This window comes from Ochrobactrum soli, assembly GCF_003664555.1.
Lineage (GTDB): Bacteria > Pseudomonadota > Alphaproteobacteria > Rhizobiales > Rhizobiaceae > Brucella > Brucella teleogrylli.
On sequence record NZ_RCHH01000006.1, the window covers coordinates 23,530 to 37,450 of the forward strand.

A 13,921-nucleotide genomic window follows, 5' to 3' on the forward strand; every position below is an offset into this window, starting at 1 on the left:
AAAAATCTATGGCTACTTTGTCCGACTACATGTCGGGAACGATTTCGCTCGCCAATGGGTCAGTGACCGTTACGGGAACCGGCACGCTGTTCGAGGTAACGCGGTTTCGCGAAGGTGACACTCTTCAAATCCAGAACCTGACCGCTGTCATTGCCAGCGTCGATAGCGACACGCAACTGACGCTTGCAGAGCCGTGGACGGGCCTCGATATCGTCAACGGCGCCTACCGTGCCCGACAGCTGGGTGACGGCACGCGGGTTTCGACGCAAGCCGCAACCATTATCGAACTGCTTGGCAATGGCGTGTTGATGAACTTGGCCGAACTCGGCGTCGAGGAGGGGAAGGTTCCGGTCGGTGGGCCTACGGGTGAGTATGAGTTGGCGGACCTCGTGACAGACCCGAACGGCAGTCTCGACAAGCTGGCGGCGCTGACGTTGGCGGCGCGCCAGATATTGCAGACGGATGCTACGGGCGATCTGAAGCAAGTTGCACTGGCAGCCAATAAATTCTTGCGCACCGATGCGAATGGCGATCTGGCTGTAAGCGATTTGGGCGCGGCAGCAATCGCATTGCTTAATCTCAGCGGTACTGCTGCGGCAAACACGATGCCGTACCTAACAGCAGGGGATGCAGCGGGCTTAACGCCCTTGACGCCATTCATGCGCACTATTCTCGACGATCCAGATGTAGCCACTTTGCGAGCTTCTATCAGCGCCAATCGCCCGGCATTTCATACTCGACTGGCTTCAAGCGTAAATATCGCAAACGGCGACACTCTTATTTCGTTCACATCAACCCAGTTCAACATCGGTAACCACTGGAACGGAACGACATTCACAGCACCTGTTGCGGGTGTGTATTGGTTTGGCCTTTGGGTGCAAATCATAGACGGCACAACAAATATCGGGCAGGGAGGCTGCGCTATCCGCTTGAATGGTGCGACATACAACAGTTCGTTTCAAGCCAAAACGGGTTACTACATGCCGAATTCGGTTTCGTGCGCGATGAACTTAGCAGCTGGTAATACCGTGCAATTTTACACATCTCTGGACAGTATGTCTGGAAACCCTGCACTCCAGGGCGGTCGCACCTGGGCATCTGGCTTTCTTCTAGGGTGACGAAATGAAAAAGATCGTTTTCGGAACAGAGGGCTATCCGCTCTATTTTTATGACGACGCCACATATCCACCAAGCGACGACGGCAAGGAACACCCCGGCATACCGGGCAATGCTGTCGATGTGACGGACGAACAGTGGGAAGATGCGGCGCAAGGCTTGCTGTGGATATCGCAGGATGGTGTGTTAGGAAGCCCACCACCAATAAGTTCGACTGGCATGTCGCTGCAAGACTATGCAGCCGCCAAACGCTGGGAGCGCGAAGTTGGCGGAACCGTCTGGAATGGCTGGCCGGTTCTTTCCGACCGCAAAAGCCAGAGTAAGATCATTGCTGAGGCTGTTGCCATCGAAAAATGCGAACGTGTCGATGGCGATCCGTGGAAGTTTGCCGACGGTGGGTTTCGCCCCCTGACGAACGAACAAATGGACGATCTTGCCGCAGCCGTCCGCCTTCACGTCCGAAACAGCTACGGGATCGAGGCGCAATTGCTGGCCGCTATCGCATCTGGATCAATCACCACGCAAGCCCAGATCGACGCCGCATTTCAAGTTAAAATTTGAAGCAAATAACGAGCGATGCAGTTGTTTTTCCTCAAACTTAGAGTTTGGCCGAATATAATTAAATGCTTCGTCTACGACCGCAGTGGTAGGGTGCCGCGGCAATAATTAGTAGGTCCATCCGGTACGTGGAGAAAGAACTAGAATGAGATTGCTTTCTATGAGAGCAGGTGTTTTTTGACTATATTGAGATGTTTTTCCGGGGAATGCTGGTTACGGATTATTCGCAATGCATTTCTCCCTAGGGTGCACCGAACCTCTGGGCTGCTTCGAATGTGGCGAATGGCTTCGATATAGGCATTTACTAATCCATCGTCGGCCAAATATGGTTCTACGAGTACGCCTGTTTCTCCATCTATCACGATCTCAGGAATGCCACCCAAGCGGGGTGCGATCACCGGCATACCTACAGAGAGTGCAGACAGGATTACGGTCGGTATTCCGTCAAACCTAGAGGTATATATGAAAGCATCAGAACAACCGTACGGGATTTCTTCAAATGATTGGTAGGTGCCCTTTAGCTCGATATTCTTATGAGCAGCCAATTGGGAAATGTCGCCAGTCCCCAATACAGCGGCGCCCCATACCTCCAGTGTCACCGATGGAAACTCTTTTTCGAGGGCTTCTGCAAGTAATGGCAAGAGTTCCGGTCGCTTCTGATGGTCGAATCGAGATGCCCAAATTACCCTATCATGAAGTTGATCGTATCGCTCGTCTAACTCATCTTCCGTCGCAGCCGGGGTGGCAACGGAGTAAAGGACATCTTGCTTGCCCGATAGATGGGGCAGGCGTGCATGGTCTGCATCGTTGATGTAGCGATTGTCAGAAAGGATAAGCGTTAGAGTATCGCTGTACTCGGAGATGAAATTGAAATCGAAGCCCACCGTGAACGGCAGCGACTGCATTTCAAACGAACCATCGCAGAAGCGAAGTAGAGTGCTTTTTTGCCCGCTCAGGAGATCGCCGTAGCGCCCCCAGAAACGGTAAGCAAATGGTGAACTCTTAATATAGAGATTTGCACCAGGAGCGAACGCTTGAATAATTCTTAGGGTAAGCAGATCAACCGTTTCTTCGCGTGAAAGGCTGCAGAACTGCGACATATCGCAGATTGTAACTTGCTTTGGGAGCGTCTCTAACCACTGCGGCGCACTGGATTGCATGCCAAAAATGAACAATATCTCACGGTTCGCATCGACCGAAAGAATATCCTCGATGATATTCATAATGACCTTTTCAGCCCCGCCCATTGTGAAAAACGGCAGGATGAAAACATCAGTGTAGTTGGTTCTACCATTGAAGTGTTCACATATTTTGTAATAGGCACTTCCTGCGGTAAGATCGTCTTTGCGATTAGAGAATGAGTTTCCAGGCGATAGATGGCGAATATCGACGGCAGGGTCAATGACGTTGGCGGAAGAACATAGCTCTACTAAAGCTGTTGAAGATACGAATGAAGAGTAGATCATATCTGGAGGAACCTCAGTCCCCTCCATCACGCTTTTATAGTGCTGTTGCGCGGGGGCGCAAAGCTTCAAGAACTTCTCAGGAGCGAAATAGTCCGAAAACGGAATAACCTTGCTTGAAGATGCATTCACCGTATTCAACAAACTGACGCCCTTCTTGCGATAGAAGAACACGGTGTCTGGACATGTAGTCAGTTCAAATCCATTCGCAGCCAAGGTGGCGTTGTGGTGCCAGTCCTCATAAGCATATTGACCATTTGCCGGGACATCCGCCAGACGAATTTCTCTAGCGTGATCGCGGGCCAAAAATGAACGGGAAATAAAAGGATGGTGATCGAATAGAGCTAGTTCACTGACCTGATTAAGCGGGAACATTTTATAGAGGTGATGTTGCCCACCAAATGCAACAAGCCAACCCGGGAAAATGACAATCTTTCCACCATGTTTCTCAGCCTGCTGAAACATCTCTGAGATCATGTTGTAGGAAATTAAGTCATCCGCATCACTCAGTGCGACGTATTTCCCATAAGCGGCATCAATGCCGGCTTGGCGACACGGGCCAAGCGAGCCAACCGAAACCATCACTCTTTGCACATTAGCAAATGCAGAGTAGTCGCACTGGTCTAGTGCATGGGGTACCGTATCGTGGTGGTTGTCAAGAACTAGCACCAGCTCAGTTGAAATGCCCTGTAGGGATGCGAAATTTGCCGCCTCGGCGAAAGACCATATTGTCCGCGCCAAGAATTTTGCATCATTGTGAATGCTTACGATAATAGAAACATCATATTTGATTGGAGAGTACATAGACTTACCTAATAAAAATGTTAGAGATTTTTCTAGTAAGTCTTAATGCATGGCCGATAACTGGAACGCTATATAAACGGTTAACCAACCTTCCCGCTCGAACGAATTTCGATCTTCTATACATTTCTAATTCAGCTGTAAGCTGCTGAATTTGTTGAGCATTAGAGGAAAATCGAATGCCAGATTGTAACTTCTCAAAATCTAGCTCTTTCGCAAGGCGCAAGACCTTGGTCTTATAAGTGCTAGCCTCGGAGCGGACTTCGTTCAAGCGCTGGCTCAACGTTTCAACCATTTCTGTTCTGGCGGCCAGAGTTTTTTCGAGATGTTCAATTTTTACCCAAGGCGATATGAATGCGGGGTAGGATACAGGAGAAACGATCGAAGACCTTTGAGGTCGAGTACCCCACATGCCAACGAAGTACAAACAGTTCTGCTCGGAAGGGCTGATGTGCGAGGCGGGTGCAATAAACGACGATGAGTGGATATCTGCAGCTTCAGTAATATCCAATAGCTTCGCGTCTGTTTTTAATGCTAAGCTATCATTGAACGAGAAATTTACCATGCCTTGGGCTGGCGTGCCAAATAGCCATCCGCTTGCTTTGCCAAGAATCTTTTCGGTCAATGACTGGAACTCGTGGAACGAGTAAGCGGCAAGGTGATAAGGATTATCGTTTTCGCCAGAGAAATCGTTTTTCTCATTTGGGCAGCTTATGACGATTATCCCCTTCTTGTTTAGAAGCTTTTTAACGGCATAAAGGAACTTGGCAGGATCCTTTAGGTGCTCGATAGTCTCGAAACAAGCGACGATATCAAACTTCTTCGGTTTCAATCGTTCGTCAATCAAGTGGGCGTCGTGTTTAATAAAACTGACTGTTTCGCTTGCGAATAATTTGCTGGCGTTAGTTATCGCGTCGTCTGACACATCAACGCCGACGACTTCTCTCGCGCCCCACCGAGAAAGGAGTGCTGAGCCATAACCCTCGCCACAAGCAACGTCCAGAATAACCTTCCCTTCACAAAAGGGGCGCAACATCTCATAACGAGCTACGTGTTGGCTCGCATAGAACGGATCATAATGAGCATTCTCTAAGTGCATGCGTTCTTCGGACATTTGCCCCTCCAGAGGCGAAATCAAAATTGATAATTTGGATGGTGATGGAAATAGACGTACGAGCTTGCGCATTGCTTGTCGCAAATGCCAACGGTTGTCCAGAGTTAATCTGGAATTACCCATCGAAATCTGAAGTAACCGTTGTCGTTCATTGTCAAGAGCCATTATCTAGCGAGTTAAGTATTCGGTCTGATCAGGAGGGCATGTCCCGACACGTTGATCGTCGTAAGGGACATTAACCGAGTTTACAATGCCTTGTGTCGACAACATTCGTATTTCGGTGAATGGTACGCTAGCATGAGGTGATTATTCATCTCATGCAAACAACAATAGTATCATCTGTCTTCTCGATGCTCCAAAAAAGCGGGGAAGGGTTCACTTCGCAGGAATGTTCTGGAGGAAGAACACGGGTGTACTTGATCTGACTATTCAACCACAGTATGTTGTTGTTGCTCCAGTTCGTGGAGAAAGCGGATAGTCCGTTGTCGATGGAAATATAAGGGTTGATTGTGACGCCATTTTTCCAAGTGCTTTTTACAGCAATCTTCGTTTGTGGAGTGATAGCCGTTACTTTGTCGATATCTGACAGAATTTGTTTTGCTGCGAATTCATCAACCAGATTTTGAGCCATGGCTCCCGACATAACCTTGATTTGATGAGAAGACGAAACAGAGATAAATATAACAAAAGCTGCAAGAAGCCACTGCGCCTTCAGATACTTACTGTACCAGTTTATGAGAATGAAGAGCAGCCCTATTAAGAAAAACACGCTGGCGGAAATGCTTCTCGGCGACGGCCAGAATAAATCCGAAAACAAATTCAATGGGCTTGGAAATATCAAGTAAGCGCATCCTAAGGCGGTTACGGCCACAAATCCAGAAATGACGCTATGTCGTGAAAGATTGCGAATTACCGTGGCTAGACCGACAACAAATACAATGATGACGGCGATGCGCTGGATATGAGGATATATATTATTCGTTGCGGTAAGGCCGAATAGCATTTCCTTCAAGGTATAAAGGTAAGGCGGAATATTCTGGAAGAAGTTGCCGGGATCGACCGCCCTGCCTGTTCCGTCTGATAGCGCTTTTACGGTGAGTAGAAAGATTACCACGCCGCCAACAAAAGCAATCGGTGCCCTAATAACATCCTGAAAGATATCAGGGAAGTCTTCGGAGGCTCCGAGCCAGCGAGCCAAATAGCTAAGCGCTGCAGCGTGTAGAATGATGAGCGCAGCCGGTTGGTATGACATCAAAGCCAAGCCGACCAATACCGCAGAAGGGGCGGTCCAGAGCCAACCTTTTTTTGCTAGGCAGAGCACCGCAAGGCCCGTAAAAAGAAAGCCAAATCCGAAAACGGAATACGACATCGGATAGTAGAATATGTTCGTAAAGTAGCCGTGGACTGTTACAATAGCGATAAAGAAGGGAAGATATGACAGCGGCAGTTTGCAATATTTCAAAGTCGCAAAACACGCTACAGATATTCCGGTCACTAATGAAAAGACCCATAATGGCATGAATTCGTTGTAGTGAACGCCGAACTTCACAAATGGTTGAGAAATCACCACGATGAAATACCGGAAATTGTTCCAGTGAGTGACGATTGCCGAGAATGAAGTTGCCGGCTGCGCATTCTGGTGAATGTCATCTGGACTATTTACGCCGAGAAACAACGATATTACGGAAATAAGTCCGAGAATTGAAACCGCTGTCCATAACAGCGTTTCTTTGCCAAGTTTTACAGAGTTCACTTCTTAAACACCCAAGCCCGTGAAAGAATGAAAAATAGCACCGTGTATGAAGCCATTGCGATCAGTTGAGGTGTTAACACCTGATACTGAGCCAGCGGCAATGATAGATGCAAGATGTAGACATTTACGGCATAACAGATACCGAAGGCGACCAAAAAACGGATAGTTCGTCTCCAACTGGTATCAGATTTGAACGTCCACTTCATGTTTCCGAAGTAGCTATTCACAAGACCAGCACCGTAACCAATTGCATTTGCGACAAATGGAGAAGCGCCGAGCCACGTTAAAACAGCAATTACGATAAGTGTGATGAACGTGTTCAGAAGGCCCACCAGCCCAAATCGTCCAAACTGGATTATCACATTCATCGCGTGCCCGAGAGATTCTGTTTGAAGCCGCTTCTGACAGTTGTTAATCCACGGAGCAAGGGAATTTCGGGGCTTCTTATGATTTCTATTTCCATTATCGTGCCAGTTTACTCGGGGGAGGCTTATCTTCGACAGATTTGCCAGCGTGTGGCATCTGTGCGGACAAGGTTTCTCGATGACGGCGCACCGTTTCAGGTGTCAGAACTTATCTTTGTCGAGGACGGGGCAAAGGACGCGTCAGGTGCGATCATTGATGATCTTGGAACAGAATATGAGTGGGTGAAGCCGTACCACCTGTCGCGGAATAACGGCCAGCACGCCGCAACGGTGGCGGGCATCATGAAAAGTTCTGGCGACTGGGTTGTGACGATGGATGAAGATTTGCAACATCCACCAGAAGAAATCGAAGGCTTACTTGCCAAGACCGTTAAGATGGGTGGCGATGTTGTCTATGCCAACCCGGAAGAGGCGGTTCACCAGAGCTTTATGCGCGACTGGACGTCTAGAACATTCAAGTATCTGATGGTTCGTCTAAGTGGCAATCGAAATATCACGGTGTTCAACAGCTTTAGACTTATTCGCGGCAGCATAGCTCGTGAAGCCTCGCAGGCGTGCGGACACAGCACCTATTTCGACATGACGCTTTCGTGGTTCACGCAGCATTAACCGGGGCAGGCGCCTTAGGAAATCTAGCTGAAAGCAACGATAAGCGCCCCGTCCCAGATTAAAGGCACGATTGTTAGGATTTTAATTCCTGCTCAAAAAAAACCTCGGTGCGCGGAACGTCACATCCGAGGTAGCGCTGCAAGGGAGGGTAACCTCAGCGCGCTAACCCCAATTATCTCACAATTTAAAGTATAAACAACTGGCGGCTGTAGTGTTTACAGCGTCCATCCGTACACAGCGAGAGCAACGCCGCCGACCGCACCGATGACTGACCATCCAATCATGCTGATACCCATGAAGCTGTGATACGTGTCCGCTGAAATCTTCTTGAAAGCCGCAACCACCAAAAGGTTTGCTAATGCGCCAGCAATGAGACCGATACCGTTTGCGACATATGCCGCTGGATGAAGTGCCATGGTCTGCATGAAATACGGTCTCAACAGGAAAGTCGCCCCCAGCATACCTGCGATCAACACAAAAACGGAAACCATTCCGAAACCGGACCATCTTACGAGCATTTGGTGAATTACCTTTGTCTTGGAGAAGATCAGGCGGTAATGGCCCTTGCTCGCTCACCGGGCAACCCACCGATGACAAAATCCTCAAGAAAAACCCCGGCACAAGCCGGGGCTATTTGTCAGCGAACTTGCAGTACCTCGCCGGAATACCGGTCGATGACTACCCGCATTTCATCATCGTAACGGTCCACTCCGCGGACGATATAGACATTGCGTTTACGTGAGACGCTGTCAATTTCATCCATGCCCTCTCTCTGAGCGATGCGTGCCGCACGACGTTCGCTGATATCTTCGCGATATCGCGGGCGATCACTTTCAGGTTCTACTAGGCGGATGCCGTTCGGGCCGATTTCTATACTCTGCGCATGCGCAGGAAGAGCGGAAGCCAATACTGTTATCAGTGCTGCGAAAGCTGCAGTTTTGTACATTGTCTATCCAACATTCAGTGGTTCATATCGCCCGCCAATTACCGGCGGCTTTGTACATCGCCTCATCTCCGGTGAACACTGGCTTGTGGCTCAATTACGCTAACAAAGCGAATGATCCTGTGATGTCTTCAAGGCAGCCGACCGGATCCGCATTCTTGGTGGCGTTCGATATACTTCCGGTTCAGCAAATCGACAGCCTCCTTGGCGTCACTTTCGCTGAGACCGGACTGTTTATGGCCTTCAATAGAGACAATCTCGCCGTTGAACACGTCATACACGCACCAAGTCATATCGCTCTCCCGACGCATGTCGAAACCATTTCTAATCATACCCATTCCTCCAATGATCAGACTAACGGTCTCGAAATAACGAACGGGAGGATCTTTCGTTCGTTCAATTGGAATTACGCTTCAGAACGAACCGTGCGCACGGAGCGCTAATTGAGCTCCCAACTCCATTACAGGACATCCCCATGAACAAAACAACGTTCTTCGCGTATGCGAGGCGCGCGCCTTTTGGCGGGCGCTTGAGCCAAGCGCAGGTCGACGGCACGTCGGCAATTCTGGCTGAAGCTGAGCGCCGAGGCCTGCCTGACGAGCAGACCGCTTATGTGCTCGCGACGGCATTCCACGAGACCGGCGGCAAGATGCAGCCGATCGAAGAAAACCTCAATTACACCAGTTCGGCACGCATCCGGCAGGTCTGGCCGTCGCGCTTCTCCACTGTGCAGAGCGCCCAGCCTTATGTCCGCAACCCGCAGGCTTTGGCTAACAAGGTCTATGGCGGCCGCATGGGCAATGTTGGCGCGAACGATGGCTGGATATATCGTGGCCGCGCCTTGGCGATGATCACCGGCAAGGACAACTATAAGAAGTATGGCCTCTGCGATAACCCCGACGCTGCGCTGGAGATGGCCACGGCTATCAGCATCCTGTTCGACGGGATGATCAACGGCAAGTTCACGGGCAAGCGGCTGGCAGACTATTTCGGCGCCGGTAACGCTAACCCAGTGGGCGCCCGCGCTATCGTCAACGGCAGCGACAAGGCCAGCCTAATCGCCGGTTATTACCGCAATTTCCTCGACAGCCTTGTGGCTGCCCGTGAAATGAAGCCCGCCGCGGCCGAGGACGCCAAGCCTGATGATGTGCCGCTTCTCGAAAGCCCGGCCGTAAAGCTGATGCTGACAGGCGGGGCGGGCACTATGGCGACCAGCCTTATTGGCGCTGTGGCTAACCCGTGGGCATTCGCAACTGTCGCGCTTCTGCTGGTCGCAGCAGGCGCGGGCTTCTGGCTCTGGAAGAGCGGCAGGCTTGAGCTGAAGAGGGTGGCGGCGTGAGCATAATTACAGCAGCCATACAGTACGACACCGAAACCGAAGTAGCGTTGGTGCGGATCGGCAATAACCTACAGGAATGGCGCGACGCCAAGCTGACCTTCGCTCAGGGAATCACCGAGACGCGAGATGGCTACCTCATCCGCCGCGAATGCGACGGCAGTGCTTCCATTATGTTAACTGGAGTGCCGACATGACCCGGCTCTTATCCCTGCGCTCCAAGATCACAGGCTGGGCCGTGGCTATCGGTGCGGCCCTTGCGATTCTGGCGGGCGCTTACCTCAAGGGCAGGGCGGACAACGCCACAAGCGCAACTGCCGACCGGCTGAAGGCCGCCAACAAAGCAAGGAAAATCGAAGATGAAACCAGCAAGCTTGGCGGCGGTGATGTTGACGCTGCTCTGTCTCAGTGGATGCGTGACAGCCGGTAGCTACTGCGACATCGCGCGGCCTGTCCGCCCGAGCATCGAGGACAGCCTGACCGACGGCACGAAGCGCCAGATCCTCGCGGAGAACACGAAACTGGAAAAGCTGTGCGGGGTGAAGCCGTGAGGGCGCGAATGTGGCTGGCCTGCCTTTGGCTGGGTGTGGCAGCAAGGGGGATTATTGGATGACCGGCGCTGAAATCATGGCCGTTGTCGGCTTTATCGTGATGCTGATGGGCTTTTTGTTCGGGCTTTGGAAGTACGTCGAAAGCCAGATCGCGAAAGCTGAAACGCGCAACGCGGCGAAAGCGGACGCTGCAACGGCTCTTGCCAGCCTGACGCGGCAAGAGCTTTCCGACTACAAGCTGCGCTCGGCCGAAACTTTCGCCACGAAGGCGGGCATGCAGGAACAGACGTCCCAGATCATGCGGGCCATCGAAAGCGTGGCGCACCGCATCGATGGGCTTACCGAGCGGATTGATAATCTGATGCAGCCAAAATCAGTGAGAAGTAGAAATTAATTCCTAAAAAGTGGGAACAAAAGATACCGCATGCGCATTATACGTTCGCAAATGCCAAATATGAATGGAGAATAAAATATGCGTCGTATTTTGTTAGCTGCTGTTGCAACTGCCGCACTTGTTTCTTTTGCAAATGCGCAGAGCGCTACCGCAACGCAAGAAGAGGTATTTGTTACTGCAAAGCCTACCGACGTTATTACTAGTAATATTCTTAACCTTGATGTTACGAATTCTAACGATGAGAGCATCGGCAAGATCCAGGATGTAGTGATGGGCGACGGTGACGTCGAAGGCTATATCGTATCGGTTGGCGGCTTCTTGGGCGTCGGCGAAAAGTACGTAGTCGTTGATCCGGATGCCATCGAGATTGTCTATTCTGAGAATGATAAGAAATGGTCGGCGAAAATGAACGCCACCAAGGAACAGCTCGAAAAGGCCACCGAGTTTAAGTACGAAGGCCGATGGGCCAAGTAACTAGTTTTTGAGAGAGCGGCTTTCGGGCCGCTCTTTTCATTTTTGGTAAGCTGTAGGCGCCAAGAGCTCACTGCTGTTTTTCAGATAAGAGTACTCTTCGGATCATGTGAATGCAGACGGCTTAAAGAGAGCTGTCAGCCCCGCTGGGCCGTGGTTCCTATTTATGCAAGCGTGTAGAACCAGATAACTGGCGCCACGATGAGGAATGCGAGAACACTCCAGAAAGCGCGCCAGCCCACGCTCTTCGTTCCCAAGAATGCCGTTATGGCTATAGCCGCCGCTATCATCACGGTAATCGGCCAGTAGATTGACATATAGACGAGGGCGGCAACCCACCAAGAAATTGAAATCATACGCGCTTCTAGCTGGTGGGTAGTGCTTCGGCAATATTGTGGTTGTTGATAGCAAGCAAAAAAATATGACAACTATCGGGCCACTGTTTTTACTCTGGCGTCATAAACGCGGCGGAGGGGCCACAAGTAACGCATTCCGTATGATGTCGGATTTCAATCGTCCCGGACTGAGACCGTGACGTAATTTTCGTAAATTTCGACATATATCAGCGGCGTTCCGTTTAGCACCGCGCTTTCGGCGCCACCGAGGTAATGGCCGTTGGCGATCATTCGTTCGAGTCGGGCGCGGTTAGCCTTGTCAGAAAACGTATAATCCGAATCATCTTCACGATCGCGCTTCCCATAAACATGGAAGTTTGCTCGATCCTGCCGAATAATCGCTGCCGCTGTAGTTAGGCGCTCACCCGCTGAATTGAAATGATCTTCGGCGCTTAATCGAGCGTAGTACGACTCGATGGGTTTTTCTGCCGCGCCCACATAAATACTGGATACAAGTAACGCGCCTAGGGCCAAAATCGCACGCATTTAAACACCTATGTTGTTTAATTTTGAAGTATTTATGGTGAGTCGGCGGCCGTACTCCAGCCCAAATTTTAATTATGAAATCGTTTCTTACATGAATATTTATTACTGAAATCATTCTTTCATGCGCCGTTAACACCACATTTATCGAGACATTCCATCCTTCCTTTTGCGCCGCTCACCACGGCTACCAACCAAACACGAGGAGACTGTATGTCCCATGACAGACAGGGCGCGGGTGCGCGCCTTTCACACGAAGAACTCCTACGGCGCGCGGAGGCTTACCGCGAGCACGGCACGCTGGTTAAGGCTGCCGCTGCGCTCGGCATTAAGAAGTCGGCATTCCACGAGAGCATCAAGCGGGCGGCTGAACTGGGGCTGTTGGGTCCGTCGCCGACGTTGCCCGGCTATGCGATCAAAAGCCTGACCGAGACGCCGAACGGCACTTACATGCGCCAAACGAAAGAGGCTGGTCCGGTTTACGAGCCGACGGCCGGCCTCGCGGTCAAAGGCAAGACGACGCTCGTCAATGCCGAAGGCAGGGTGATCACTCAGCACATAATGGAGCGGGCTGACGTGCAACAGCAACGCGCCATTCTGGATGCAACTGTTGCAGCCCTGTCCGAAAGCCTGCCGCGTGTCAGCATTATGCCGGCTCCGCGCGGCACGAATGCCGACCTTCTCAATTTCTTCTGCTTGACGGATGCACATTTTGGGATGCTGGCATGGCGTGAAGAAACCGGTGCCGATTACGATATCGAGATTGCAGAGCAGCTTGTTACGGACTGGTTCGCTGCCGCGATTGATCTTGCGCCAGATGCGCACACCGCTGTTTTGGCGCAACTCGGTGACCTTGCCCATTACGACAGCATGGAAACGGTCACGCCTGCCAGTAAGCACGTGTTGGATTCGGACTCACGACTGCAGAAGATAATTCGCGTCATCATCCGGACCGTTCGGCGTGTCATCGACATGCTGCTGCAAAAACATCAGCACGTGCACATCATTATGGCGCAGGGCAACCACGACCCGGCCTCCTCGGCATGGCTTCGAGAAATGCTTGCAGCGATGTACGAAACCGAGCCCCGCATCACCGTCGATAACTCGCCCAGCCTTTATTACGCCTACGAGTGGGGCAAGACAGCGATCTTTGCGCATCACGGTCATAAGCGCGGCGTCAATAACGTCGATGCGACGCTCGCTGGCATGTTCCGCGAAATGTATGGACGGAGCAAATATGCCTATGCGCACATCGGCCATTTGCATTCGGACGAAGGGCGCAAGTCTGGTCTGATGTATGTCGAGCGCCACGAGACGCTGGCGGCGCCAGACGCATATGCTGCCGGCGGAGGTTGGCTGTCAGGCAGATCGGCGAAGGTCATCACGTACTCAAAGCTGTACGGCGAAGTTTCGCGCCTGACGCTCAGGCCTGAAATGGTCCAAGGCGCTGCGCGTTTGCTGGTGGCCGCGAATGATAACCAGCCTAAGCGGGCTGCAGCTTAAAAAGAA

Annotated in this window: 18 protein-coding genes; 9 read left to right on the forward strand and 9 right to left on the reverse strand. The window is 51.2% G+C overall.

Annotation, left to right across the window (positions count from 1 at the left end; translation table 11 throughout):
• Nucleotides 1-8: 8 nt before the first annotated feature.
• Nucleotides 9-1,118: a C1q-like domain-containing protein gene (locus tag D8666_RS24210; RefSeq protein WP_167836073.1), complete on the forward strand. Its 1,110-nt coding sequence runs from the start codon at nucleotides 9-11 to the stop codon at nucleotides 1,116-1,118.
• A gap of 4 nt (nucleotides 1,119-1,122) precedes the next feature.
• Nucleotides 1,123-1,677 carry a DUF4376 domain-containing protein gene (locus D8666_RS11835; protein ID WP_121538134.1) on the forward strand — a complete coding sequence of 185 codons (555 nt, stop codon included), beginning with the start codon at nucleotides 1,123-1,125 and terminating at the stop codon, nucleotides 1,675-1,677.
• A 155-nt stretch (nucleotides 1,678-1,832) separates the two neighbouring features.
• Here the strand turns inward: D8666_RS11835 and D8666_RS11840 are convergent, their stop codons facing one another.
• The 4 genes from D8666_RS11840 to D8666_RS11855 form a co-directional block, all read right to left on the reverse strand.
• Entirely contained in the window at nucleotides 1,833-3,941 is a 2,109-nt protein-coding gene (locus tag D8666_RS11840) for a glycosyltransferase (RefSeq protein ID WP_121538136.1), read from the reverse strand.
• 4 nt (nucleotides 3,942-3,945) lie between these two features.
• Complete coding sequence (locus D8666_RS11845; protein WP_167836074.1) at nucleotides 3,946-5,052, reverse strand: class I SAM-dependent methyltransferase; 1,107 nt, start codon at nucleotides 5,050-5,052, stop codon at nucleotides 3,946-3,948.
• 310 nt (nucleotides 5,053-5,362) lie between these two features.
• Nucleotides 5,363-6,805 (reverse strand): glucosyltransferase domain-containing protein, encoded by a 1,443-nt coding sequence (locus D8666_RS11850; RefSeq protein WP_121538140.1) that lies wholly within the window; start codon nucleotides 6,803-6,805, stop codon nucleotides 5,363-5,365.
• Nucleotides 6,802-7,173, reverse strand: a complete 372-nt coding sequence (locus D8666_RS11855) for a GtrA family protein (RefSeq protein ID WP_121538142.1) — start codon at nucleotides 7,171-7,173, stop codon at nucleotides 6,802-6,804. The genes D8666_RS11850 and D8666_RS11855 overlap by 4 nt, the downstream gene beginning before the upstream one ends.
• Before the next feature lie 21 nt (nucleotides 7,174-7,194).
• On the opposite strand from D8666_RS11855, the gene D8666_RS11860 reads away from it, so the two are divergent.
• Nucleotides 7,195-7,839, forward strand: coding sequence for a glycosyltransferase (locus tag D8666_RS11860; protein WP_147438000.1), 645 nt, complete (start codon nucleotides 7,195-7,197; stop codon nucleotides 7,837-7,839).
• Nucleotides 7,840-8,054: 215 nt separating this feature from the next.
• Here D8666_RS11860 and D8666_RS11865 read toward each other — a convergent pair whose 3' ends face one another.
• The 3 genes from D8666_RS11865 to D8666_RS11875 form a co-directional block, all read right to left on the reverse strand.
• Nucleotides 8,055-8,330 (reverse strand): hypothetical protein, encoded by a 276-nt coding sequence (locus D8666_RS11865; protein ID WP_109367098.1) that lies wholly within the window; start codon nucleotides 8,328-8,330, stop codon nucleotides 8,055-8,057.
• Nucleotides 8,331-8,476: 146 nt separating this feature from the next.
• Nucleotides 8,477-8,785 (reverse strand): PepSY domain-containing protein, encoded by a 309-nt coding sequence (locus D8666_RS11870; protein ID WP_121538146.1) that lies wholly within the window; start codon nucleotides 8,783-8,785, stop codon nucleotides 8,477-8,479.
• Nucleotides 8,786-8,913: 128 nt separating this feature from the next.
• A complete protein-coding gene (locus tag D8666_RS11875; RefSeq protein ID WP_021587312.1) occupies nucleotides 8,914-9,114 on the reverse strand; it encodes a hypothetical protein in 201 nt (66 codons plus the stop codon).
• Nucleotides 9,115-9,257: 143 nt separating this feature from the next.
• On the opposite strand from D8666_RS11875, the gene D8666_RS11880 reads away from it, so the two are divergent.
• The 5 genes from D8666_RS11880 (at nucleotide 9,258) to D8666_RS11900 (ending at nucleotide 11,537) form a co-directional block, all read left to right on the forward strand.
• Nucleotides 9,258-10,121, forward strand: a complete 864-nt coding sequence (locus D8666_RS11880; protein WP_121538148.1) for a chitinase — start codon at nucleotides 9,258-9,260, stop codon at nucleotides 10,119-10,121.
• A complete protein-coding gene (locus tag D8666_RS11885; RefSeq protein ID WP_121538150.1) occupies nucleotides 10,118-10,315 on the forward strand; it encodes a hypothetical protein in 198 nt (65 codons plus the stop codon). Before D8666_RS11880 ends, D8666_RS11885 begins: the two co-directional genes overlap by 4 nt.
• On the forward strand, nucleotides 10,312-10,548 hold the full coding sequence (locus tag D8666_RS11890) for a hypothetical protein (RefSeq protein ID WP_121538152.1): 237 nt from the start codon (nucleotides 10,312-10,314) through the stop codon (nucleotides 10,546-10,548). Before D8666_RS11885 ends, D8666_RS11890 begins: the two co-directional genes overlap by 4 nt.
• Before the next feature lie 179 nt (nucleotides 10,549-10,727).
• A complete protein-coding gene (locus D8666_RS11895) occupies nucleotides 10,728-11,063 on the forward strand; it encodes a hypothetical protein (protein ID WP_109367960.1) in 336 nt (111 codons plus the stop codon).
• A 78-nt stretch (nucleotides 11,064-11,141) separates the two neighbouring features.
• Complete coding sequence (locus D8666_RS11900; protein ID WP_025089957.1) at nucleotides 11,142-11,537, forward strand: PRC-barrel domain-containing protein; 396 nt, start codon at nucleotides 11,142-11,144, stop codon at nucleotides 11,535-11,537.
• Between the two features lie 161 nt (nucleotides 11,538-11,698).
• On the opposite strand, the gene D8666_RS11905 is transcribed toward D8666_RS11900, so the two are convergent.
• Nucleotides 11,699-11,890, reverse strand: coding sequence for a hypothetical protein (locus D8666_RS11905; RefSeq protein WP_121538154.1), 192 nt, complete (start codon nucleotides 11,888-11,890; stop codon nucleotides 11,699-11,701).
• A 153-nt stretch (nucleotides 11,891-12,043) separates the two neighbouring features.
• Nucleotides 12,044-12,415 (reverse strand): hypothetical protein, encoded by a 372-nt coding sequence (locus D8666_RS11910; RefSeq protein ID WP_109367105.1) that lies wholly within the window; start codon nucleotides 12,413-12,415, stop codon nucleotides 12,044-12,046.
• Between the two features lie 210 nt (nucleotides 12,416-12,625).
• Here D8666_RS11910 and D8666_RS11915 point away from each other — a divergent pair, with 210 nt between their 5' ends.
• Nucleotides 12,626-13,915: an oxidoreductase gene (locus D8666_RS11915; RefSeq protein ID WP_121538156.1), complete on the forward strand. Its 1,290-nt coding sequence runs from the start codon at nucleotides 12,626-12,628 to the stop codon at nucleotides 13,913-13,915.
• Nucleotides 13,916-13,921 lie beyond the last annotated feature (6 nt).

Excerpts from the sequence above, each read along its gene's own strand:
- D8666_RS24210 (WP_167836073.1), top strand. The coding sequence starts at position 9 with ATGGCTACTTTGTCCGACTACATGTCGGGAACGATTTCGCTCGCCAAT.
- D8666_RS11835 (WP_121538134.1), top strand. The coding sequence starts at position 1,123 with ATGAAAAAGATCGTTTTCGGAACAGAGGGCTATCCGCTCTATTTTTAT.
- D8666_RS11840 (WP_121538136.1), bottom strand. The coding sequence starts at position 3,941 with ATGTACTCTCCAATCAAATATGATGTTTCTATTATCGTAAGCATTCAC.
- D8666_RS11845 (WP_167836074.1), bottom strand. The coding sequence starts at position 5,052 with ATGTCCGAAGAACGCATGCACTTAGAGAATGCTCATTATGATCCGTTC.
- D8666_RS11855 (WP_121538142.1), bottom strand. The coding sequence starts at position 7,173 with ATGAATGTGATAATCCAGTTTGGACGATTTGGGCTGGTGGGCCTTCTG.
- D8666_RS11865 (WP_109367098.1), bottom strand. The coding sequence starts at position 8,330 with ATGGTTTCCGTTTTTGTGTTGATCGCAGGTATGCTGGGGGCGACTTTC.
- D8666_RS11870 (WP_121538146.1), bottom strand. The coding sequence starts at position 8,785 with ATGTACAAAACTGCAGCTTTCGCAGCACTGATAACAGTATTGGCTTCC.
- D8666_RS11875 (WP_021587312.1), bottom strand. The coding sequence starts at position 9,114 with ATGATTAGAAATGGTTTCGACATGCGTCGGGAGAGCGATATGACTTGG.
- D8666_RS11880 (WP_121538148.1), top strand. The coding sequence starts at position 9,258 with ATGAACAAAACAACGTTCTTCGCGTATGCGAGGCGCGCGCCTTTTGGC.
- D8666_RS11890 (WP_121538152.1), top strand. The coding sequence starts at position 10,312 with ATGACCCGGCTCTTATCCCTGCGCTCCAAGATCACAGGCTGGGCCGTG.
- D8666_RS11895 (WP_109367960.1), top strand. The coding sequence starts at position 10,728 with ATGACCGGCGCTGAAATCATGGCCGTTGTCGGCTTTATCGTGATGCTG.
- D8666_RS11900 (WP_025089957.1), top strand. The coding sequence starts at position 11,142 with ATGCGTCGTATTTTGTTAGCTGCTGTTGCAACTGCCGCACTTGTTTCT.
- D8666_RS11905 (WP_121538154.1), bottom strand. The coding sequence starts at position 11,890 with ATGATTTCAATTTCTTGGTGGGTTGCCGCCCTCGTCTATATGTCAATC.
- D8666_RS11910 (WP_109367105.1), bottom strand. The coding sequence starts at position 12,415 with ATGCGTGCGATTTTGGCCCTAGGCGCGTTACTTGTATCCAGTATTTAT.
- D8666_RS11915 (WP_121538156.1), top strand. The coding sequence starts at position 12,626 with ATGTCCCATGACAGACAGGGCGCGGGTGCGCGCCTTTCACACGAAGAA.